The 21,174-nt window shown below is 65.7% G+C and carries 27 protein-coding genes; 13 read left to right on the forward strand and 14 right to left on the reverse strand.

Annotated features, from left to right (window positions below):
• Window positions 1-14 precede the first annotated feature (14 nt).
• The 5 genes from AC3EDY_RS09435 to AC3EDY_RS09455 all read right to left on the reverse strand — a co-directional run bounded on the left by AC3EDY_RS09435 (window position 15) and on the right by AC3EDY_RS09455 (window position 3,175).
• Window positions 15-134: a benenodin family lasso peptide gene (locus tag AC3EDY_RS09435; protein ID WP_129927693.1), complete on the reverse strand. Its 120-nt coding sequence runs from the start codon at window positions 132-134 to the stop codon at window positions 15-17.
• Window positions 135-247: 113 nt separating this feature from the next.
• Complete coding sequence (locus AC3EDY_RS09440; protein WP_488572237.1) at window positions 248-856, reverse strand: GntR family transcriptional regulator; 609 nt, start codon at window positions 854-856, stop codon at window positions 248-250.
• Window positions 853-1,725, reverse strand: coding sequence for a phytanoyl-CoA dioxygenase family protein (locus tag AC3EDY_RS09445; protein ID WP_488572238.1), 873 nt, complete (start codon window positions 1,723-1,725; stop codon window positions 853-855). The genes AC3EDY_RS09440 and AC3EDY_RS09445 overlap by 4 nt, the downstream gene beginning before the upstream one ends.
• A gap of 16 nt (window positions 1,726-1,741) precedes the next feature.
• Window positions 1,742-2,359 carry an acyl-homoserine-lactone synthase gene (locus AC3EDY_RS09450; RefSeq protein WP_488572239.1) on the reverse strand — a complete coding sequence of 206 codons (618 nt, stop codon included), beginning with the start codon at window positions 2,357-2,359 and terminating at the stop codon, window positions 1,742-1,744.
• Between the two features lie 57 nt (window positions 2,360-2,416).
• The gene (locus AC3EDY_RS09455; protein ID WP_488572240.1) at window positions 2,417-3,175 is read right to left on the reverse strand and encodes a LuxR family transcriptional regulator; all 759 of its coding nucleotides are present in this window, start codon (window positions 3,173-3,175) and stop codon (window positions 2,417-2,419) included.
• Window positions 3,176-3,399: 224 nt separating this feature from the next.
• Between AC3EDY_RS09455 and AC3EDY_RS09460 the strand changes: the two genes are divergently transcribed.
• The 4 genes from AC3EDY_RS09460 to AC3EDY_RS09475 all read left to right on the forward strand — a co-directional run bounded on the left by AC3EDY_RS09460 (window position 3,400) and on the right by AC3EDY_RS09475 (window position 6,755).
• Entirely contained in the window at window positions 3,400-3,582 is a 183-nt protein-coding gene (locus tag AC3EDY_RS09460; RefSeq protein ID WP_488572241.1) for a transcriptional regulator domain-containing protein, read from the forward strand.
• A 142-nt stretch (window positions 3,583-3,724) separates the two neighbouring features.
• Window positions 3,725-4,168 (forward strand): DNA -binding domain-containing protein, encoded by a 444-nt coding sequence (locus AC3EDY_RS09465; RefSeq protein ID WP_488572335.1) that lies wholly within the window; start codon window positions 3,725-3,727, stop codon window positions 4,166-4,168.
• 701 nt (window positions 4,169-4,869) lie between these two features.
• Window positions 4,870-6,180: a hypothetical protein gene (locus AC3EDY_RS09470; protein ID WP_488572242.1), complete on the forward strand. Its 1,311-nt coding sequence runs from the start codon at window positions 4,870-4,872 to the stop codon at window positions 6,178-6,180.
• A gap of 83 nt (window positions 6,181-6,263) precedes the next feature.
• Window positions 6,264-6,755 carry a hypothetical protein gene (locus AC3EDY_RS09475; protein ID WP_488572243.1) on the forward strand — a complete coding sequence of 164 codons (492 nt, stop codon included), beginning with the start codon at window positions 6,264-6,266 and terminating at the stop codon, window positions 6,753-6,755.
• A gap of 30 nt (window positions 6,756-6,785) precedes the next feature.
• Here the strand turns inward: AC3EDY_RS09475 and AC3EDY_RS09480 are convergent, their stop codons facing one another.
• The 8 genes from AC3EDY_RS09480 to AC3EDY_RS09515 all read right to left on the reverse strand — a co-directional run bounded on the left by AC3EDY_RS09480 (window position 6,786) and on the right by AC3EDY_RS09515 (window position 12,292).
• Window positions 6,786-8,108 (reverse strand): hypothetical protein, encoded by a 1,323-nt coding sequence (locus AC3EDY_RS09480; protein WP_488572244.1) that lies wholly within the window; start codon window positions 8,106-8,108, stop codon window positions 6,786-6,788.
• On the reverse strand, window positions 8,105-8,623 hold the full coding sequence (locus AC3EDY_RS09485) for a hypothetical protein (RefSeq protein ID WP_488572245.1): 519 nt from the start codon (window positions 8,621-8,623) through the stop codon (window positions 8,105-8,107). The genes AC3EDY_RS09480 and AC3EDY_RS09485 overlap by 4 nt, the downstream gene beginning before the upstream one ends.
• On the reverse strand, window positions 8,571-9,044 hold the full coding sequence (locus tag AC3EDY_RS09490) for a DUF7665 family protein (RefSeq protein ID WP_488572246.1): 474 nt from the start codon (window positions 9,042-9,044) through the stop codon (window positions 8,571-8,573). Before AC3EDY_RS09490 ends, AC3EDY_RS09485 begins: the two co-directional genes overlap by 53 nt.
• Window positions 9,037-9,585, reverse strand: a complete 549-nt coding sequence (locus tag AC3EDY_RS09495; RefSeq protein ID WP_488572247.1) for a hypothetical protein — start codon at window positions 9,583-9,585, stop codon at window positions 9,037-9,039. The genes AC3EDY_RS09490 and AC3EDY_RS09495 overlap by 8 nt, the downstream gene beginning before the upstream one ends.
• A gap of 55 nt (window positions 9,586-9,640) precedes the next feature.
• Window positions 9,641-10,156: a hypothetical protein gene (locus tag AC3EDY_RS09500; protein ID WP_488572248.1), complete on the reverse strand. Its 516-nt coding sequence runs from the start codon at window positions 10,154-10,156 to the stop codon at window positions 9,641-9,643.
• A gap of 73 nt (window positions 10,157-10,229) precedes the next feature.
• Window positions 10,230-11,159, reverse strand: a complete 930-nt coding sequence (locus AC3EDY_RS09505; RefSeq protein WP_488572249.1) for a hypothetical protein — start codon at window positions 11,157-11,159, stop codon at window positions 10,230-10,232.
• Window positions 11,159-11,848: an RES family NAD+ phosphorylase gene (locus AC3EDY_RS09510; RefSeq protein WP_488572250.1), complete on the reverse strand. Its 690-nt coding sequence runs from the start codon at window positions 11,846-11,848 to the stop codon at window positions 11,159-11,161. Before AC3EDY_RS09510 ends, AC3EDY_RS09505 begins: the two co-directional genes overlap by 1 nt.
• A 3-nt stretch (window positions 11,849-11,851) precedes the next feature.
• A complete protein-coding gene (locus AC3EDY_RS09515; RefSeq protein ID WP_488572251.1) occupies window positions 11,852-12,292 on the reverse strand; it encodes an antitoxin Xre-like helix-turn-helix domain-containing protein in 441 nt (146 codons plus the stop codon).
• 1,191 nt (window positions 12,293-13,483) lie between these two features.
• Here AC3EDY_RS09515 and AC3EDY_RS09520 point away from each other — a divergent pair.
• The 4 genes from AC3EDY_RS09520 (at window position 13,484) to AC3EDY_RS09535 (ending at window position 17,394) form a co-directional block, all read left to right on the forward strand.
• Window positions 13,484-14,458, forward strand: coding sequence for an ArdC family protein (locus AC3EDY_RS09520; RefSeq protein ID WP_488572252.1), 975 nt, complete (start codon window positions 13,484-13,486; stop codon window positions 14,456-14,458).
• On the forward strand, window positions 14,455-14,871 hold the full coding sequence (locus AC3EDY_RS09525) for a DUF2958 domain-containing protein (protein ID WP_488572253.1): 417 nt from the start codon (window positions 14,455-14,457) through the stop codon (window positions 14,869-14,871). The genes AC3EDY_RS09520 and AC3EDY_RS09525 overlap by 4 nt, the downstream gene beginning before the upstream one ends.
• An 85-nt stretch (window positions 14,872-14,956) precedes the next feature.
• A complete protein-coding gene (locus AC3EDY_RS09530) occupies window positions 14,957-16,834 on the forward strand; it encodes a ParB/RepB/Spo0J family partition protein (protein WP_488572254.1) in 1,878 nt (625 codons plus the stop codon).
• Window positions 16,835-16,995: 161 nt separating this feature from the next.
• Complete coding sequence (locus AC3EDY_RS09535) at window positions 16,996-17,394, forward strand: hypothetical protein (protein ID WP_488572255.1); 399 nt, start codon at window positions 16,996-16,998, stop codon at window positions 17,392-17,394.
• A 59-nt stretch (window positions 17,395-17,453) separates the two neighbouring features.
• Here the strand turns inward: AC3EDY_RS09535 and AC3EDY_RS09540 are convergent, their stop codons facing one another.
• Complete coding sequence (locus AC3EDY_RS09540; protein WP_488572256.1) at window positions 17,454-17,861, reverse strand: thermonuclease family protein; 408 nt, start codon at window positions 17,859-17,861, stop codon at window positions 17,454-17,456.
• A gap of 449 nt (window positions 17,862-18,310) precedes the next feature.
• Between AC3EDY_RS09540 and AC3EDY_RS09545 the strand changes: the two genes are divergently transcribed.
• From AC3EDY_RS09545 to AC3EDY_RS09565, 5 genes are all read left to right on the forward strand, one after another.
• Window positions 18,311-18,631, forward strand: coding sequence for a DUF736 domain-containing protein (locus tag AC3EDY_RS09545; RefSeq protein ID WP_488572257.1), 321 nt, complete (start codon window positions 18,311-18,313; stop codon window positions 18,629-18,631).
• A gap of 356 nt (window positions 18,632-18,987) precedes the next feature.
• Window positions 18,988-19,212: a helix-turn-helix transcriptional regulator gene (locus AC3EDY_RS09550; protein WP_460989175.1), complete on the forward strand. Its 225-nt coding sequence runs from the start codon at window positions 18,988-18,990 to the stop codon at window positions 19,210-19,212.
• Entirely contained in the window at window positions 19,205-19,777 is a 573-nt protein-coding gene (locus AC3EDY_RS09555) for a S26 family signal peptidase (protein WP_488572258.1), read from the forward strand. The genes AC3EDY_RS09550 and AC3EDY_RS09555 overlap by 8 nt, the downstream gene beginning before the upstream one ends.
• The gene (locus AC3EDY_RS09560) at window positions 19,765-20,379 is read left to right on the forward strand and encodes a lytic transglycosylase domain-containing protein (protein ID WP_488572259.1); all 615 of its coding nucleotides are present in this window, start codon (window positions 19,765-19,767) and stop codon (window positions 20,377-20,379) included. Before AC3EDY_RS09555 ends, AC3EDY_RS09560 begins: the two co-directional genes overlap by 13 nt.
• A 321-nt stretch (window positions 20,380-20,700) precedes the next feature.
• Complete coding sequence (locus AC3EDY_RS09565; protein ID WP_488572260.1) at window positions 20,701-21,060, forward strand: hypothetical protein; 360 nt, start codon at window positions 20,701-20,703, stop codon at window positions 21,058-21,060.
• Window positions 21,061-21,174: the final 114 nt, after the last annotated feature.

The following is a 21,174-nucleotide window of genomic DNA, read 5'->3' on the forward strand; positions in this document are numbered from 1 at the left end:
GCGCGCCGACGCCGTCAGTCGTCGGCAATGCCGAAGAGCTGCTGGCCGTTCTTGGCATCGATGACGAGGCCGGCGCCGCCCTTGGTTTCAATGCTGGCGGTGCCGAGGTCGATCACTTCGTCTTCACGTTCCATGATGCACTCCTTCGTCCTGCTGCGAAATGCAGCCATGGCAGACTAAGGAGGGCGGTCGGGTATTCGAACTTTATACGGATTTGATATCGATTTTGTTTGGCCGGCGGTGGGCGTCAGTCCGCGCGGTACACGGCCCGCACGATGTCGGCGGCAGCGCGGCGGCGGCGGCGATGATAGCTGTGAGACAGGGTTTTGAGGTCCCGGCGTTCGGCGATCCTGACGGCCTGCCACAGCGCCTGCAGTTCGGCGCCGGTTCCATCGAGTACATGTTCTTCGATGGTTCGGACGGCGTGAAGGCGGGCATTGAGCCGGTCGATTGCAAGCGCATGCTCGCGATTGGCGGAATGGCGGGCGACGGCCAGAAACGTCGCCGCAGTCCGGTCGGCCAGGCCCGCGTCGTCCGCGAGGTCGCCAAGGGGCGGAAGTGCGGCCGGGTGTCGCCATGCGTTGATGGCAAGCAGGACGAGGTCGGCCGACCAGTCGTAGAGATCCGCAAGGCCCGGTTCATCGAGCGCAGGGAGATGGAAGCCGCCGGCGGTACGTGTCTCCACCAGACCCTCACCGGTCAGTCGGTGTAGCGCGTCGCGCACGGGCGTCACGCTCGCGGCGAGCGGCGCGGCCAGCACCGCCGGATCGAGCCGGTCGCCTGGTCGGAATTCACGGCTCATGATCCGGAGGCGCAGCGTCTCATGGACCCGTTCGGCGGTCGCCCCGGCGTTCACTGCGCTTCTCGCTGTTCCCGTGCATAGGCATCGACCAGCACCTGTTGGTCGGGCCGGAGCGCATCGACGGCGCCAAGCGGCTGGTCCGCGCGCCCGCCCAGCAGCACCGAAGGGCATTGCCCCTCGAAATTGCCGAGATTGGGCCGATGCTGGCGATAGCCGACCAGCGCCGCCAGATCGGGCGGGAACGCGCGCGCGACCTCGGGCGGATAGGCGAGCCATTGGTTTTCATAGGGCTTGAGCCAGCCCAGTGCATAGCCGATCACGATCCCGCGTCGCACGTCCCGCGTGCGGTTGGCACCCGCGCCGTGGAGGGTCGAGCCGAGGAACAGAAGCGCCGCGCCGGGAGCCATCTCGGCAGCGACAGGTGCGCCGTCCGGCTCGGCGAGCGCGTTGACGCCATGGCTCTCCGGCCAGACACGCGTGGCGCCGTTCTCCTCCGTGAAATCAGTCAGCGGCCACATCACATTGACGAGATATTCGATCTCGCCGACCGGTCCCCGCCACATATCCTGGTCGCGGTGCGGCAGTTGCGCCGGCGCGCCGGGATGGACCGCGATCGCCTGGGTGGTATTGAGCTGGATGCACTCGCACCAGGGCGCGAGCACGGCCTCGACGATACCGAGAATGCGTGGGTGCTGGACCAGCGCCGCGGCGCCGGCCGCGCGCGTGAGCAGGCGGCCGAACCGCTTGGTGGTGCTGCCGTAGAAGCCGCCTTGCCCGAACGGCGTCGCCGCGAAATCGCCCGCCAGTTCATCGTCGAGCGCGTGGATCTGCGCGGGCGGCAGGGCATCGGGAAGGACGCACCAGCCATGGTCGAGAAGGTCGCGCGCGCTGCGGGCAATCTCGTCGTCGATCCTGTCGATCATCGTCTTTCTCCTCGTCTCAGGCCGCGATGCGCTGGCTGTCCCGGACGGCCGGTGCCGCCTGGATGCCAGCTGCGGCGAGCAGGCCGGGCGTTTCTGGAGCGATGTCGATGCGCAGCGCCGCCAACTTCGCGCCACCGGCGACTTGCGGCAGTCCGAGCGGGCGGCAGCGCCAGCCGAAGGCGAGGATCTGCTGGAACCAGCTCATTTCGGCGATCGCGCTGTAGCCGGTGATGCCATGATCCAGCGCATGATCGACGAGCGCGGTCACCAGCGTGTCGCGCACCGCGCGGCGATCGGCCGCGCGCAGCCGGCGGTCGAGGCAGAAGCGGGTGATCTCGTAGATGTCAGGCGCGCGCGGCGGCATGTCCTCGCACAGGTCTGGATAGAGGCTGTCGAGAATGTGCGGACGCATGGTCGGCAGCAGACGCGCCGAGCCCAGGTGCGCCCCGTCGGGCTCCGCGAGGATCAGATAGATGGCGTTGAGATCGTCGAACTGGTCGATTTCATAGCGTCCCTCAAGAACCGGCACGTCCCATTTGAGCAGGTCGACGAAGACCGACTTGCGCGCGGCGAACATCGCGCGCAGCGCCGCGTCCGACGCAGACGGCGGGGCGGATTGCAGGATATGCAGCATGGCTCTTGCTCCCTTGGCCGTGATCGGCCGAGGGTCGGCGAGATGCCGGTCGCAGCGCTATGCCCGAAAAGGGGCATAGCGACGGCGGAAGATATCCGAGAAGGTGAGTGTTCCGTCGAACAGCGTCCGGATTACCAGCAATGTCCGCTTGTTCACGCCGTAGCGCTCGCAGGCCTGCTTGATATGCCGGGCCACCGTCTCTTCGCTGATCCCCAGGATGCGGCTGATCTCCCAGTCGCCCTTGCCGCGCGCGACCCACAGGACGCAGTCGCGCTGCCGGTCGGTCAGTGCCGGCCCCGGACGCGGCAAGAGCCCGCCGCGTCCCATCCACAATCGGCGCGCCGCTTCGAATGCGAAATTGCCGGCGAGTTGCGCCATCGGCAGCATGACCTGCGACAGCGGCCGCCCCGCTTCGCTCGCAAAGGAGCAGGAACCGCGCGCTTCGCCGGGAACATGGGCCGGAACGGTGAAGCCATCGCCGATGCCCTGAGCGCGGCCGAGCGTCAGTATCCGATGGTCGCCCGGCGTCAGCGGGATCATTGCCGCCATCTGCGACCATGGGAAGCCGATGCTTGTGACATGGCTGGCGCGATGCACCGGGTCGCTCACGGCCAGAGCGTTCGCGTCATAATAGTCCGCCCAACGCTGCGGATAATTATGCAGCCGGATCGCCGCGTCACCCGCCGTGGCTACGTCGACATGATGGCTGAGCGCGAAATACTGGAAGCCCAGCTCCACGCTGATGGCGGCCATGGTCGCCGCAAGCTCATCCGCACTGCCGACCGTTTCGACGATGCGCGCAAGCTGCATCGCCATGCCCGAACAAGGCATCTGGTTCTGTCTCGACCGTCGGCGGGGTCTCGTGCTGCCCGGATTCCGGCGATCGCCCTTTCTTGGTCCTATGGGCCAGGCGGCGGGGCCTCAAGCCGTTGCCGGGCGACTCCTGTCATGAAATTTTCATATCATATTGTGGAGGCGCGCAGAAGTTGTCTGGTGCCCTGCAGCATATATCCCTCAGCGCTGTTTGTGGATTTCGGCCCGTGACGCCGCTGCAGGCGTGGCGCGAGACCACCGCCTATGCACAGCTGCGCGGTATCGATCGCGCCGGGATCATGTGGGAGTGGCTGCGTCGCGATCCTGCTTATATCGCCTGGCATGCCCGGGCGAGCAGCGTTACCCGCGGCCGCGTCGATCCGCGCGCGTGGGGGTTGCACTTTCGCTGAAGACCCGGCCCGGTCGGCACCCGAGGCGCGGATTATCTGGCATGCCGATCTCGATCCCGCGACCCTTTCCGTTATAGCGATCCCTACTGATCGCGCCGATCCCGACGGTCTCGATCTGGAACGAGTCGCCGGCTGGTTGACCGTGGTCACTGATCCGGGGGGACGTGACCACGCCGTTCTCTCGGACGGTCGCCACCATATCCGCCTCGATGTCGCGCAAGGCCAGCTGACGGGCGAGACACTGGTCCATCTCCATTATAGCCTGCATGGACTCGGCAGCGCCGAGGTCGGCATTTTGCCGCTGCGCCGCCTCCTCCATCTCCAGCACCATCGCCGCTTTGCCCGCTCGTTGTACCCGCGCGACCCCTGGATCGACCGCGGCATCCAGTTGCTGCGCATCCATGACGCGCTCGCCCAAGGCGCGACCCAGCGCGAAATCGGGGCCGTCTTGTTTGGCGAGGCACGCGTGGCCGAGGACTGGAACGACCGATCCGACTCGCTGCGTTCGCGGATCCGGCGGTTGGTGCGCGAAGCGAAGACCCTGGCATTGGGCGGGTATCGTGACCTGATACGCGGCAGACGATGAGGTGAATCGCTGGTTGTACGTCGACGAGGAGGTTCAGACGGGCGCCTCGCGCCGGGGCTTTGCCCGCTGGCGCGACCGCGCTCTATGGCTCCGGCATCAGAGAAGCGCTGGCGCTCTGATGCCTCGCCACCGAGTCCCGGCGGCGCCGGGCCTCGGCCTGGCGGTGACGATCGGCTGGCGCAGCCACAGCGATCGCCAGTGTCGTGGAGATCGTCTGGCCTTGCCGCGCAGCAAACGGAAGCGGGCCGTCGACAGATTTCATTCGGAAACGACTGGATTCTCCGTCTGCCAAGGCTCGAACATGGCTGCGAGACTCATCGCGATGCCAACCTCGCGTTACGCGATGACAATGTTGTTCTGCAAAGAATCGGTTCGACCAAACTTGGGACTTATTTGCCATTCCACACAGCGACGGCGAAAGACGGCTTCCGACAGAGGCGGACCCTGGCACCTTCAGCGTGGCTGGAAGCTGGCCTTCAACTGCGAATGTCTGGCCGGGATAATGGATGCCCCAAAAGCCATGACGCTTGGCTCAACGCAGGCTCGGCCCGTTGTCGGTAACGGGAGATTATGGTGATATTCCCTTCTATCTTGAAGACACCGGCGAGCTATGGTCGACTGGAGCAGCGCCGTGAGCTGCCTACGAACCTTCAGGCAGATGCGGATCCCCGTAAGAAGCGTCGCGGCGTGGAGCTTCCGTCATGATCTACCAGCGACGCGCGCTTCAACGCCGCCTTAATGAACTTCGGGCCGTGCTTGCCCAGGACACCATCGATAAGCTCGCCACACGCCTAAACCGGGCCGGCAAGGACCGCATCGCAGCGATGTGGGAGGTCATCGTCCTCCACGGATTGTCGAGATGCGGTGCGCTCCGTAACGAGGTGCCGCTCGCGTCCGGACGCTGCCCCGATATCGAGTTCAATCAAGACACCCTACGCTTCATCGCCGATGTCACAGCGGTCTCTGACGAAGGCCTCGACAATGACAATCCGTATCATGAGCTGAGCAACCTAATCGAAGCTGCAAAGCGGAAGCTCGGCCTGCCAATCGGCGGCCTTCATCTCCAAGTGCATTCCAGGCACCATCGCACGAAACGAGGCACCCGGACCGTGTTGAGGTTGCCACCGCGCAAGAGCTTACAGGCGTTCGTCCAGCAGACGATCGTGCCCCAGCTACGCGAGCAGATCGACGCCGGAGAAACCGTTCTCCGCATCGCGATCGACGACGATGATCTTGGCCTCGAGATCACAATCAATCCGGCGGGTTCTCCTCACAGCTCGGGCAGTTTCGCGGCCTATGACGTGCCCAAGATCAAGGACCGCAACCCCCTCTACAATGCGCTCAAGGCCAAGGCCGAACAACTCCGGGGCCCGGACGGCCTTACCGGTATCATCGTGGGCGATGGCGATTGTGTCGCTCTCTCGGGTCGCGCCGCGAATTGGGACGAGGTGTCGACACAGCAGATCGTGAAGGAGTTCTTCCGGCAATTCTCTTCGGTCGATTTCGTGCTTCTCCTTAGCGTCCGGGAGACTCGTAGGGGCTGGGGGCCGATCCCGCCGCCCGTGCGTCAAAACTATGCGAGCCTGTTCGTCCGTGACGGGTGCGACGCTGGCTCCAGATTGGACAAACTGTTTCGCGCCATGGTGACAGAATTTCCGAGGCCTGCGATGATGCCGGTCAACGGCGCGCTTCGGGCACGAGAGGACGACTATGACCTCGGGCACCATGGAGGATATACGTTGTCGGGTTCCAAGATACGCATTGGCCTACGCGAGTTCACCGAAATCTTCGCCGGCTTGCGCACCCTTGAAGACAATGGCGCCAAATTTGTCGAAGCCGCCCGCAAACATCCTCAGAGGCCGAACTATGTGCGCGCCGTGGTGTTGCGCAATCTGATGCAGGGTCGCCTCCCGGTATCCATCGAGATCATCCCGACCGACGAAGACGATAGCGACCACTGGGTCGAAATCATCTTCGGCGAGATCGACCCGGCCATTGCACCCATTCGGTAGGATGACGCCCGACTGAGGCTTGGCTGTCGCCAGCCTGGCAAAAGCCTGCCATTCGGAAGTTCGATCACGTGGAAGGAGCTGGCATGACGATCGCGCTTGCGCGGCAACTCTACCGGGTCGGACTATCCCATGCAGGGGCCGCGTGCCTGCTATACCGCGCCGCCGTTGAGCACGCCGCCGAGGATAGCGCCGACGATCCGATCTCAGTGGCGTTCAATGGGCCCAATTCCCTCTCGATCACCTATCTTCTCGGCCTTGGGCTTGAGCTCATCCTCAAAGCCGCAATCGTCGCTGGGGACGACAGCGTTGATGAGAAGTATCTTCAGAAAGAGGTTCGGCATGATCTCGTGAAGGCATTGGACGAAGCGGAGAAGCGTGGCTTCGGCTCAGAGGCGCCTTACCTGCGACCCATACTTGAGACGCTTCGAGATCCGTATGCGAAGCACTGGTTGCGCTATACCCACCCCGAAGAATTCGCCCTTCCGGGCGACTTTGATCAGGTCGTGGCAACGTTGGTGATCGTAGAAGCCGAGATGATCGCGATACTCAGCAATCCCGAGTCCGGTGCTGGCTAGCGCTAGTCGACCGGCGAGGTCGCGTTGGGTTCACTGTCGGCTGTGGGTCGGCCGTTGCGGCCGGCCCGCATGGCCAATGCCGCGCGTTTCGTGCAGGCAAGAATGCGCTGATGCTCTCCGGCTCTCGGCCGATAACTTCTGGACCTCCCCCGGACTGCAGGGTAGGCCCGAGCAAATGGCGATCGCGCGGGCAACCGCCGCGGCCGCGGCAACGGCGCTGACATAGGGAGCAGCGACACTGGCATTGCCGATTTCCGCAGCACCGCATCGGCCGATTTCGGCTTCAAGTCTCGCATAGGCGGGCAAATCGGGCGCAGCTGGTTTCGGAGCGGGATCAGCGACGCCATCGAAATGCGCATCTATCCTCCGGTGCGCGTCGAAGACATTGATCCGATAGCGGTCGAAGTCGGCGGAGGTCCGGCCAAGCCCCACGTCGATGATGGCTTCAAATCCCGTCTCCGCAAGTAGCCGGCGGGGCGTGACCTTGTCGAGGCCTGACAAGGCAAGCCTCGGTTCGCCATCTGCGACCCGAAGGTCGGCGCGCAGCGGCCGGTCGATCCGCCCGACCGTGAACCCGCACGCCTCGGCCCAGCGTTCGGCCATCCGGGTTTTCAGATGGCCGTAAGCATCGTCCGGCACCAGGATCGACGTGCCCCAATTCTCCTCGCTGACCCGGTCATAATCCTGCAGCACCAGCGCGGGCCTGGCGCCCGGCGCGTAAGGCAGCGCCGCCAGGCTCCACAGGAAGGCCTGTCCAAGATTGCCGAGGCCGAACAGCCAGAGTCCGGCGGGTAGGAACACTTCTGCGAAGTCGGGAGCGACGTCAGCCCCAGGCCAGAGATCGAGGTCCCCGGGCAAGGCGGTTCGCCCACACAATCTCTGGAAGGCCGCGCCGACCGCATGGGCGCCCGCCGCCACACCGGCGAGCGGATTGTTAGAGAAGCCCAGCGCATTCGTCGCGTCCGATTGAACGCCGGCTCGCCAGCCATCCCACCAGGCATATAGGGTACCGGCATCCTGCGTCGTGCCGATGCCGATCGTGACGGCGGCCGGTCCCGTGAAGCTGCTGGTCCCGATCTCCTCGAGTGCTTCGCCAAGGGTCGCTTGCATTGACAGGGTCGATTGCAGGATCTGGTCGCGATCCCCGGTGACACGCACACCGCCCATGAAAGTGCGTCGGCTGACCGCGAACGCCGTCAAAACGGCGGCATGGCCGGCCGGGCTTGCCGCATCCGGTCCCACCACGATGTCGAGCGTCATCGCGCGCAAGCGCTGTTCCGCTTCTGGGAAGCCAATCCCCTCGGCATCTACCAGCAGCTTGGCGATGCGGCTTAGCTGACGGGTCAGGGTCATCGCGGCCACCACCCGACATGGAAGGGATTCTGCCGTTCGCGGCTGCGATCGCGCCACTGCCTATTGCCCAGATATTGATGTACGCCGATGCCTCCCGGGCGTGTCGCGCGACCCGCGAAATCGGGCAGGATGATCGCCATGTGGCCGACTTCTGCGATGATCGGGTTGGCTTGGTCGGAATCGCTCTGTCCGTAGCCGCCGGGATGGACATGAACGTCGGCGACCACCTTCAGACCCGTCGCGCGGCAATGCGCCCACAGCGCGCCCAGGCGCCGACCGTCGATGATGACGATCCCGGTCGCCAGAGAATGCGGATCGACATCGTCGTAGTAGACGAATTCCTCGATCACGCGCCGTTTGCCCTGGCGGCCGAGCAGGAAGGCTCCAGCTTCGCGCTCTCCGTGGGTGCGCTTGTGCAGCTCGTCGACGCCGGCCTGCCAGACGTCACGCGCGCAGACGAGTTCAGGCGGCGGCCCGAAGGCGATGCGCGCGAGCGTTGAGATTAAGGATGCCATGGAGGTCCTCGAAGATAAACTGGAGGCGGCGATCGGATCGCCAGGCGAGGTGCGGCAGGTTGGCCGCATTGTTGTTATGGGGACCGGTCATGCGGTCCCACGGCCGGTACACGGTATCGTCGCCCCATTGCTGGAAAGTGATCGCGACCCGCTGGTTGCCCTTGGGCCGCAACGGGGCACTGAGCGGCATGTTCGCCTCGAGGTCCCAGATCCGCACCATCGGGTTCGTGGCCGGAAAGTTGGTGACGTCGCCGCGAAAGCCATAGGCCACGGTCCGGCCATCGGGCTCGGTCGCCGCGATATAGAAATCGAGGCGGGGGAAGACGAAGGCGTGGATACGCCAACGGTCAGCCAGGACCCCGGCTATGAAGCCGGGGTCGTCGAGGTCGGCCCGCACACGGGTTTCGGCCGGGTCAAGCATTGCTGTCGCCGTTGGCGATGTCGCCACGCACCAGATCGAGCGCGAGCACATCCTGCTTGCCGGCAAGGTGGCCGACATGGTCGCTGAGCGGGAGCTCTTCGGTGCTGCCCGACCGGGTCAGCTCGAACTCGCCCGCCATCGACGTATCGATTCCGAAAGCGCCGATCGTCCAGTCGAGCACCGCTTCGAGCGTCGCATGGCGGCGGAACTCGCGGTGGTGCGAGGCCGCCTGGTAATTGACCGTGACGGTCACCGGCTGGCGGTGATGGACGTGATGGCGGCGCTGGTGACCGTCATGGATCGGATGCTCGCAGGGGAGCAGCGAATCGTCGCCCTCGCGCACGATATAGATATCCTCGATCAACAGGCCGTGATCGGTCGCGACGATCGTCAGCAGATGCTCGATGGTCTCACCGGTGCGCACCTCGATGAAGAGATCGCGCGCCTCAAAACGTACCGGAATGCGGCGGGGGTCCGGAGGCTCGATCTCGCGCGCGGCGTTGAGCCCTAGGGTGTCATCCTGCAACTTCATATCAGCCATCTCTTCACTCCATAAACTCGTTCAATGAAACTGTTGAACGAAAATCAAAAAAATATCAGCCGATGCGACGGTATAAAAATTCGACGCCGCCGCTATCAGCAGCACCTTCGGTCCTCATCAGAAATCCCTGCTCCCACAATTGCTTGAACTTCGTGCTAGCATTCGCGATCGATATTCCTGCCTTCTCCGCGAATGCCGCGGTTCTGACCTCGGTCCGGGACAAAGCGTAGTCGAGCGCCTCCCGATTGCCTGCGCTCGGCTTCAAACCGATCACCTCTACCGCCGTGCCGTTCCACACTGTGATCGGCACCCCGATGCGCTCCGCCGCCAAGTCGATGTTGAGCCGGATCGCGCTGTTGCTCAGATCGACCAGGCAAATACCCTTCGACTTGCGATACCGACCCACCACCTCGACGATCGCCTCCGAAGCGAAGGAAGCGTCCATACGCTCCACACCCGCCATCGAGATCTTCGCCGCGCGCTGATCCGACATCGCTTCCAAATGCGAGACGAGTTTCGCCGCGACAGGAACCGCTTGTTCACGGTCCCAGCCCGATGTCGCCCCGTCCATGAGGTCGATCAGCCGAATAAACGCTCCCGATTCTCGTTAACTGAACGCATTTAATCAGATGGCGCTCGGCCTGTCAATCGAGTTTGAACGAGAAAGCGATGTGCGTCCCCCACAAAAGCGGCAGCTGGTCCTGCGAAAAGGCCATGTTGGGCTGATATTCGTTGTTGGAGGGCTTGAGCAGGACACGCTGGTTGAGCAGGCGGACGTCGAGATCGGCCCTGAAGCCGATCGCGTGCCGGGCGCTGGACTTCAGCCCGAGGCCCCGCTTGTCCTCGGGCTTGCTTGAAATCCCCTCGCGGAAGATCTCGACGACTAGGTCGACATCGCTGAGGTTGTGCCACTTACTGCCCGTCAATGCCGGTCGCAGGCTCTTCATGATGCCGATGCCGCTGTCCGACACCGCGACGGTCAGACGGTTGCCCTGAGGATAGGTCTGGAGCGCCGCGTAAGCGTCGAGGCTGGTCTGGCTGTGGTCGAACACATTCTTGATCAGCTCGCCAAAGATGCTGAACATCGCATCGCCGATCTGCTTGACTTCGGGCCGAGCCGCGCACCCGCGCTCGACCGCCGCGACGAGGCGTGGCACCAAATTCTGGTCTACCGAGGCGGCACGGCTGAACCGCTCGATCTCGACGAGCCCGCGGTTGCCGCCCCGATGGATCGCGGCGCCGGAATAGGCCGGGCGGGCCGGCGAGACCTCGACGGCGGGGGCGAGATGGTCGAAAAATCCGATACGATTGAGATAACCCATCGCACTTCCGGGCGTGCCGAACTCGAGCCGGACGCGCTTGGTGCAGGTCACGGCTTGATTGCAGAAGCTCAAGAGGCGCACGATGACGTCGATCATCAGCTTGCAGCCGGCGGGGACGTTGATGGTGATCGTGTTGAACGAGCTGCCGAGCGCGTCGCCGCACTTCAGCAGCGCCTTTTCGAACTTCCACGCGTCGACCCAGCCGTCCGGCAGATCGAGAGCGCATGCGCCGAGATGGGGATAGGTCGCCATTACCCGCTGACCTTCTCGATCGCCGGCTCCGGGGCGCCTCGCCAGGTCATGCGATAGACGTCGCCCTGCGCGACCGACTGGACGGCGTGGGGGAACAGCGCCGCTATGCAGGTGCCGCCCGCGTGGCGGACCGAGGGGTAGATGATGCCGTTGAGGCCTCGCGCCCGCGCCGCATCGGCCAGCGCGTTGCCTGCGGGATAGCCGACACCCTTATCAGGGTGCAGGCAGATGTGATCGGAATGGAGCCGCAGGTCGACGAACTCGCCGGCGAAGCTCGCGTGGAGCTCGGCATAGTCGACAACCGCCTCGTAGACGCCCGTCTGTGCAAGCGCGTCGGTCAGGTGGTGGCGAACTTCTGCAAGACACGTGTCGAGGTCGAGTGCCGCATACCAGGCGCCGCGCTCGGCCCCGTTGAAACGGTTCGCTTCGCGCGGCTTGGCGTAGGCGAACGAGGCATTGATGAACGCGGCGTGCGGCACGCCGTAGACCAGCTCGTAAGCCTGAACATCGGCGGTGCCGCGATTCTGGGCCATCAGCCGGTTGCTGGTGGCGCCTTCGATCTCGGCCAGCGCGGCAAGCTCGTCCGCATCGACCAGCTGGCTGAGCACGGGCGGACGGAGCCGCGCCGTCGTGACGAGGCGGATCGTTCGCGGAAGGGCGTCACGGGTAATGGTCAGCCCTTCCAGCATGCTTTAGAGACCACCCCGCACGGCGTCGATATACCGGCGGGTCTCCAGCATGACTGGAATACCGCCCTCGATCATGGCCTGGACCGGCGTCGCCCGCTGGAAAATCGGGCCGCGATTGGGAAGCTTGGGCCAGCGATCGGCCATCTCGTCCGCAAAGAGCAGATGGAGACCCTTGTAGACGCCGATCGCCGCCGATGCCCGGGTTAGCTGGTCCTGCGAAAGAGGCTGGTCCCAGGCACCGCGCTTGATCCGGTCCCACGTACTGTCGCTCACCCCCAAAAGAGCGGCGGCTTCCGCATTGGACAGACCCCAATGCTCGATAAGCGCGCGGAAGGCCTTGAGCGCGACGCCCGACAGCCGGCTGCGATCCTCGCTCTTCGAGAAGGTTTGGACGTCTATTGGGGTAAGGGGAGCACTGGCTCCCAGCTTGATGATGTCCGCCATGGTCAACTCCTACATCAAGTGCCATGTAGGCGTCAATTGACGAACATTCAACCGTCAACTGACGCGATTTAGATCTTGGCTGATGAATCCGAATTGGCCCTCACGCAAATGTCGAAACGAGGCTAGGAGGTCTCACGCCCGCGCTCTGCGGTGGATACTGACCCTGCGAAGGCGAACAGGTCGCCTGACGCCGCTGGCCTTCGCATGTCCGGCGGCGCGAAATTCCGACCGTCGGCTTGGCCGGCGAAAGTGGCAGCTTAGGTCTAAACCGGACTTTCGCCCTGGACTAAGTGAACGACCGGCTTTAGGTCGCCTGCTGCCGGTAAATGCTATCGGCTGGGACATGGAATACCGTGGCGCTGTCCAAAAAACAGGCGATGCTTTCCTGCGCAACCGCCTGTCGGAATGCGTCCCTATCGGCCGCGTCAGTAGCGAACTGAACATCGCACACCGTCGAAGTGCCCTGGAGTTGACCACTTCGAGCGACCAGCCGGGTTCGTCCTCGAGCCGGACGATATTGTCCTCCACCGCAACACCGTCCTGTTTGACAATGCTGGAACGCCCGGAAACGACAAGAATGGGATCACGATCGGCCATCGGCATAATCGATGGTGCCGAGGTGGTCGTGTAAATCGCGCACCGCCGTTGGAAAGAGGGAGCGGTCTTCGAAGGCACCTCGCGCCTGACGGCGCGACCGCGCTCTATGGCTCCGCGGCGTCAAGGCTTTCCGTCGTCTTCGCCACCGAGCCCCGGCTTTCACCGGGTCTCGTCCTGACGGTAACGATCGGCTGGCGCTGGCGGACGGGCGTCGCCCGTCCTTGACGCGGTCGCCGCGCTTGTGCGCGGCGGCGCTGCTGGTGGCCTCTCCCGGTCAAGCGCGGGTGGGCGGCGCTCCCTGCTAGGCCCGCCCGCGTCGCCGGCAAGCCGGCCCTCGACTGCGCTCGGGACCGGCTCCTCCACTATCGTTTCGGCCCTGCGCCACCCCATCGCTGGCGCGACGGGGACCCCGGCTTGCGTGCCGACGCCGCTCGCGGCGGGCCTTTCCGGTCGCATCTTGCCGCCCACCCCCGCTTTTCGGGGAGGCCATGGTGGTTTTCGGGCGGCTTGAGGAGGTAAACGATGCGTGCATCCACTGGCCATCGCGTGTCCGGCAAGGGTCGCAAACCTCACGCGAACAAGGGTGGAAGGGCCGTGCCCGCCCAGGCGCGGACGCAAAGCGAAGGGGGCGAGGAAACCCGCGCGAACCTCTACGACGAGGTGACCGCGCGGATCATCGGCGAGCTCGAGGCGGGCCGCTTCCCATGGGTCCAGCCTTGGGGCCAGCCCGACGCGGGCAGCGGCGCGATCGGTCCCGCCCTGCCGCGCAATGCGCTGACCGCGCGGCGCTATTCGGGGGTCAATGTCCTGATCCTGTGGGGCGCGGTGATCGAGCACGGCTTTCCCTCGCAGGGCTGGCTGACCTTCAAGCAGGCGCTGGAGGCTGGCGGCGCGGTCAGGAAGGGCGAGCGCGGCACGACCGTTGTCTATGCCAACCGCTTCACCCCCGAGGCCGAGAAGGCGCGCGCCATCGAAACCGGCGGCGACGCCAGGACCATTCCGTTCCTGAAACGCTTCACCGTGTTCAACGTCGCGCAGTGCGAGGGGCTGCGCCCCGGCCTCGCCCCCGATCCGGTCCCCTTGCCCGAGCGCCAGATCGTGCCGGTCGCCGAGGAAGTGATCGCGGCAAGCGGCATCGAGTTCCGCGTCGGCGGCAATCGCGCCTTCTATGTCCCGGCGCAGGATTATGTGCAGGTGCCGCCGCAACCGGCCTTCTTCGAGCAGATCAATTATTACCGGACCTGCCTGCACGAACTTTGTCACGGCAGCGGCCACAAGTCGCGGCTGAATCGGAACCTCGCAGGCAGCTTTGAATCGAAGGAGTATGCCCGCGAGGAATTGATTGCCGAAATGGGTTCGGCCTTTCTCTGCGCAGCCCTCGGCATCGTCCCAACCGTCCGCCATGCCGACTATCTCGGTAGCTGGCTGGATGTGCTGCGCGAGGACAATCGCGCGATCTTCCGCGCGGCGAGCGCCGCCAGCAAGGCTGCCGACTGGCTGCTGGCGCGGCACGCCGAAGCCAGAGCCGAGGCTACCCAGGACGACACTGGCGAACGGAGGGCGGCATGATCCTGCTCACGCCCGAACTTCACGCCGCGTTGCGCTTGAACGCTGTCCGCTCCGCCGAGAGCGATCATGATCCCGCGCCGGTCGTCAAATTCTTCAATCCACTGGGCGCGGCGACATGGCTCGCGACCGAGCTTCATGACGATGGCGACACGCTGTTCGGGCTGGCCGATCTTGGGTTCGGCTGTCCCGAACTTGGCTGTTTCAGCCTGTCCGAACTGGCGGACATCCGCCTGTCGTTCGGCCTCGGCATCGAGCGCGATATCGGCTTTTCGACGACCGCCAGCCTGTCGGTCTGGGCCGACATCGCGCGGCGGGCCGGTTCGATCAGCCAAGCCCAATCCATCATCTGGCGCATCGAGTCCGCGCCGGTCCCCGAGCTTCCGACCGATCCCGAGGGCGGGAAAGGCGGATGACGCGCGGCGCGTAACGTCGCATATCGTAAGCCGGTCCGCCTACCCGCAAAGAGCGACGGACCGGCACCCACAAGGAGTGCTGACCATGAAACTCGATTTTATCCCGCTCGACAAGCTGGTCGTGAGCAAGGCCAACATGCGTTACGGCAAGAAGGCCCCGGACGTGTCCGATATCCTGCCGACCGTGCGCAGTCGTGGCGTCATCCAGCCGGTCATCGTCCGCCCCCAACCCTGCCCTGAGCCCGGCGCAGGATGCGCCCCCGACGGCTTCGAGATCGTCGCCGGATGCCGCCGCTTCCACGCCGCGAAGATCGTCGCCGAGGAACGGCGCGCGGCGGGCGATGTGATACCCGAGCCCCAAGACTCCATGCTTCCCTGTGCGATCCTCGACGAGGGCGACGACGCCGCCGCCATCGAGGCTTCGATGATCGAGAACATGGCGAGGCTCGACCCCGACGAGGTGACGCAATGGGAGAATTTTACCCGCCTCGTCCGCGAGGGTCGCAAGGTCGAGGACATCGCCGCGACGTTCGGACTGCCCGACCTCGTCGTCAAGCGCGTGCTCGCGCTCGGCAACCTGCTCCCCGCCATCCGCGACCTTCACCGCAAGGAACGGATCGACGCGGCGACCGTGCGCCATCTGACGATGGCGTCCAAGAGCCAGCAAAAGGCGTGGCTGGCGCTGGCCGACGACGAGAACGCCTATCTGCCGACCGGCCACCAGTTGAAATCATGGCTGCTTGGCGGGCAGTCGATCCCGGTGAAACATGCGCTGTTCGACGTGGACGCGAGCGGGCTTGCGACCATCGCCGACCTGTTCGGCGAAGACCGGTATGCCGCCGATGCCGATGCCTTCTGGACCGCCCAGAATGCCGAGATCGAGGCGCGGCGCGCGGCCTATGTCGAACAGGGCTGGGCCGACGCGATCGTCGTGCCGCCCACGACACATTTCTCGACATGGGAATATGAGAAGGCGGGCAAGCGCAAGGGCGGGCGCGTCTATCTCGACGTGCGCGCCTCCGGCGAGGTGATCGTCCATGAGGGCTACATCAGCCGTAAGGAGGCCGCGCGTCTCGCCAAAGCGGAAGGGTCGGAGAACGGTGGCGGGACCGGTCAAAAGCAGGCCCGACCCGAGGTGACGTCGACGATGCAGACCTATATCGACCTGCACCGCCACGCCGCCGTCCGCGCCGCGATGCTTGGCCATCCGAGGATCGCGCTGCGGCTGATGGTGGCCCATGCCATCACCGGCTCGCACCTCTGGTCGGTCAAGCCCGAACCGCAACGAACAAGCAACGACGAGGTGCGCGACAGCATCGACAACAGCCGGGCCGAGGCGGAGTTCGACGAACATCGCCGTGCCGTGCTGGCGGTGCTCGGCTTCTCGCTCGAGGAACCGACCGTGACCGGCGGCAATGGCGACGACTATGGCATCGTCGGCCTGTTCCGGCGGCTGCTCGACCTTCCCGACATGGTCGTCATGGACGTGATCGCCATCGTCATGGGCGAAACGCTGGCGTCGGGCAGCGCCGCCGTCGAGGCGGTGGGCATGGAAATCGGCGTCGACATGGCCCGCTGCTGGCAGGCCGACGATGCGTTCTTCGAACTGATCCGCGACCGCGAAGTGCTGATCCGGATCGTCGCCGAAGTGGCGGGCGAAAGCGTGGCCAGTGCCAATGCAGGCGAGAAGACCTCGACGCTGAAGCGCATCGTCCGCGACCATCTTGACGGCACCAACGGGCGCGACCGGCGCGAAAACTGGGTGCCGCGCTGGATGGCGTTCCCGCCTGCCGCCTACACCGCGCGCGGCGGCATCGGCACTGTCGCGGCCCATGCCAAGGCGCAGGCCGCGCGCGAGGTCGAGCGGCTCCACCCGAGCGACGACGAGCCTGATCCGAGCGCACCCGGCGCGGTGGCGGCCCTGCCCGGCCCCGACGACGAGGCCGACCGGCTCGCCGCCTGATCCCTTGCGGGCGGCGGGGCGCGAACCCCGCCGCCCGCATCTTCCATACCCCGAAAAAATTCGGCCGCGCGCCCTCGCCCTGACGGGCTTGCGCGCGCGGGCAAGGAGGCCATCATGGCCGACCGCGTATCCGCGAGCATCACGATCGGCGGCGACCCCTGTTGCGATCCCTGCTGCCCGATCTCGCCACTCTCGTTCAGACAGAGGGACTGTCCACCGGATGGGACGGCGAAACCTTCGCGCCCGCGATGTTTCGCGAGGGCGTGCCGCTTGAACTCATGACGCATGAAGTGCCCTGGGGCCGGTTCGAGCGCCGCGAAAGCTGGTGCATCGCGCATGGCTTGCCCTTCGCCCGCTGGTCGGGCGCCTATTGCGGCCAACGGGGCGCCGAGCGTGCGGTGTTCACCGGCGCGGGCGAGGTGCACTGTTATGCCGCCAACGAGGACGACTGTCTCCTGATCGGCCGTTGCACCGTCAAACGTCTCGGCAGCAACGAGGCGGTCCTCGCCCACTTCGCGGCGTGCAATTGCGCGGTGCCGCCGCTGCGGCTGATGCCCTGACGATCGGCCGCGCCCCGACCTGCTGCGGCGGCCGGGACGCGGCTATTCCCTTGTCCTCATCAGCGTGCGCGCGCGCACCAGTCGGGTTTGCGCTGCCAGCGCGGCCACCAGCGCGCGACGCCGGTCGCCACCAGTTCGGATCCCACATCGCGACCGGCCAGCGTCACCCGCGCGACCGTGCGATTATAGCTGCGCCCGACCCGCATGATCGTGACAGTCCGGCCGTCGAGCAGCATCCGGGCACGCGCGGTCGCGGATCGTCCGAGCACGATCTCGGCCCTGCATCTGGCCTGTCCCGCATGGGTTTCCGACGCATCGATCCCGGCAATGCGGATGCGCTCGCCGCTCTCCAGCCGGAAGGTATCATCATCGATGACATAGCCGACGCGCCCCTGGCCCGGCGGCGCGGCGGCGATCAGCAGGAGCGCGTCGCTGCCGGTCAGGAGGCGGAGGATGGTCATCGACATGTGTCGCTGGCCTCTATCGCCTTCTACCCCTGACCCGAAGCCCTGACCGGTCGCTATCGGTCACGCCAACGGCGACGCTGGCGGTGTCGCCGTGGTGCGTTTGGGCGGTCGATCCGATGGCGCGATGGTGCGTCCGCGCAGTCCACCACCTATCCATCGCGAGGGTTGAACCGGCGGCATTGACGTCGTTACCACTGCCGTGTCCCGCACCGTTTCCGGCTCCTCGGGCGCATGACCTGGGGCGGTCGCGACCCCGCGAAACCATCGCCGCGCGGCTTATTTCCCCGCCCGCCAAGGCGGGCTCCTCGCGGTCGCTGCGCTTCAAATAAGCCTCCGGCTCCGGTCCTCCGCTTTCGCTCCGGCCTTCGGTTCGCAGGCCCGCTGTGACCGTCCCTCCGGTCCGCCCATCGCCCGGAAACGGTTCGGGGCGACTTTTCAGGAGACGAACAATGCCAGCCATCGGTTATGTCACCCGCGACGGACAAGGCTTCAAGGGCCAGCTCAAGACGCTCTCGATTCGCACCGACATCGAGATCATTCCCAACACCCGCAAGTCCGGCGACACCCAGCCCGACTATCGCGTCTCGGCGGCAGGTGTCGAGGTCGGGGCCGGATGGGTCCGGCGCGGCGAAATGAGCGGCAAGGACTATGTGTCGCTGTCGCTCGCCGCCCCCGAATTCGGCCCGCGTCGGCTCTACGCCAATCTCGGCCGCGCTGCCGGGCAGGATGACGACGACGCCTTCGCGATCATCTGGAACCCGGCCGATTGAGCGAACCGCTCCGCGTCCGCCAAGGGCGCAGGGCATGAAGCGGTGCGCCGGTTTTGCCATAGCTCGCGAGGGACTCTGCAGGCGGGGGCGTCTGCACCGTCCGCTTTCCGTTGCACGGACGAAAGCCCGTGCCACCCGGTTCAACCCACGCCGCTATAGGAAATCGAGCCTCAAGAGCCCGGCCGACTGAACCCGGCGCCCCGCGTCCCGCAAGGGCGCGGGGCATCGCCACCGGCCCGAAACGAGGGGGTCGGAATCGCGTGGGTCGATTTGCGACCCTGCCGAAGACGGCCGGATCGATCCAATCCGCGCTCATCAGCCGGCGCACGATGCACCGGCACGGATGGACTGGGATCATGGACGACACCGCCGAACGTGCGCAGGCTGCGCGCGAGACCTGCCCCTTCCTCACCGCCAAGCAGGCGGCCTTTCATCTCGGCCTTGCCTACTCGACGCTGAAGCGCCTGCGCCAGACGGGGACGGGGCCGAAATGCCGCCTGCATGGCCGCACCTGGCGCTATCATATCGACGATATCGAGGCGTGGTCGGCGGCCCGCGCGCGCGGAGGCGACCGTGGTTGAGCGCCGCGACCTGCCGCTGTTCGCCTGGGGCAACGCGCTGCGCGCCGCCCGCGCACGCCGCACGAGGCTGCGTCGCCACGCCACGGTGCTGGGCGCCGGAATCGCCTGCCTCGGCCTCATGATCGCGCTGCCACCGCTGCCCCGGCTGGTCTGGAACGCAAGCGCCAGCGCGCCGATCGGCCTCTATGCCGTGTCGCCCGGCGCGACACTCAGGCGCGGCGACATGGTGATCGCCTGGCCACCGGCCGAAGCGCGGCAACTGGCCGCTAGCCGCCGCTATCTGCCCAGCAATGTGCCGCTGGTGAAGCGCGTCGCCGGCATCGCCGGAGACACAATCTGTGCGGTGGATCGCGCGGTGATGGTGAACGGCCGGCCGGTAGCAATCCGCCGTGCCGCCGATGCGGAAGGCCGCGATCTGCCCGCGTGGCAGGGATGCGTCTGGCTCGGGCCGGGCATGGTCTTCCTGCTCATGGCAGAGACTCCGGACTCGTTCGACGGCCGCTATTTCGGTGCGACGCTGGCGCAGGATGTGATCGGCAAGGCGACCCCGTTGTGGCTGCGCTGAAACCGCTCGCGCTCGCCGTCGCGCTGCTGATCGCGTATCCCGCCGCTGCCGATCCCGTCGATCGCTGGCGGGCAGAGATCGCCGAGGCTTCCGCGCGGTTCGGCGTGCCGGTGACGTGGATCGAACGGGTGATTCGCGCCGAAAGCGGTGGCCAGACCATGCTTGGCGGGCGACCGATCACATCCCACGCGGGCGCGATGGGCCTTATGCAATTGATGCCGGCGACCTGGGTGGCGATGCGCGCCGCGCACGGCCTGGGCGGCAATCCTCATGACCCGCGTGACAACATTCTCGCTGGCACGGCCTATCTGCGCGCGATGTATGACCGCTTCGGCTATCCCGGACTCTTCGCCGCCTACAATGCCGGTCCCGGCCGTTATGCCGCGCATCTGGCGTCCGGTCGCGCACTGCCGGCCGAGACGCGCGCCTATCTCGCGCAAGTGTCGGGTATGCCTTCGGGGCCGCCGCAATCCCTTCCGCAGCAGCCGCCTCCCGCATTGTTCGTCGCGCTTCGGACCAGCAAGCAATCCGTCGCTCCATCACCATCGCGCCCGCCGGACGAACCGCCGGATATGCTGTTCGCGGTTCGCGGACCCCGCTGAGCGGGCATAGACGGCAGCGTCAAACAGTGCCGGTTGAAAGGGCACCGCGCGACGGCGGACGTTGGAGGGGCTCGTCTCGAGCAAGGACCAGCATGACGGGCGGTGAAGCGGCTGTGCAAGGCCGGCGGCCCCTCCAATTTTGCCGCGAGATAGAGCGTGCTTCGCACGCGCTTTTGTTTGTTCCAGCGCAACAAAATGGGTTCCTCCGCCGCCGCTGCGCGGCGCTTCCGGCTGCGCCTCCAGCGGCCCAGACAGCCGCTCCGCCACCCGTCTTCGGAGGTCTGTCCTCAATGAGGAGGATTTCAAGCGAAGGAGGCGATCATGACCATGTTTCAATCCATCGGTGCGGCGTCGGACCGCGTAGTGACAACGCTGGTAGCAGGGCTCGAAATCGAGTTCGGACGGGGTGCCGGCGAGGCGCTGGCGCAGCGGTTCCTAGAGGCGGAGGAGAGCGATTTCCTATGGGATGCGCGCGTGTCGGAGCGTTGGCTCGGGGCGTATGAGAGCATCGAAGAGGAGGATTTCGAGCTCGATCGGGTGGCGATCGTGGGGCGTCTGGATGGCCGCTGGTTCGTCGCGGTGAGCATCGTCGATGGCGATGGCAACGCACATGGATTGATGGGGCGGCGCAGCTTCAGGAGCGAACGCCAGGCACGCAAAGCCTTTGCCGCGACACATTGATCGGGGCATCGGAAACGCCGGCACAGGGTGCCGGACAGGCATCGTGTCCCGGCTTCCTTTTGCCTCGGCTCGGGCGAAATAGACCGGCAACAGGAAGGCGGAAATAGGCGGCAG

The sequence above is a fragment of the Novosphingobium sp. DS6-6 genome (assembly GCF_057784975.1).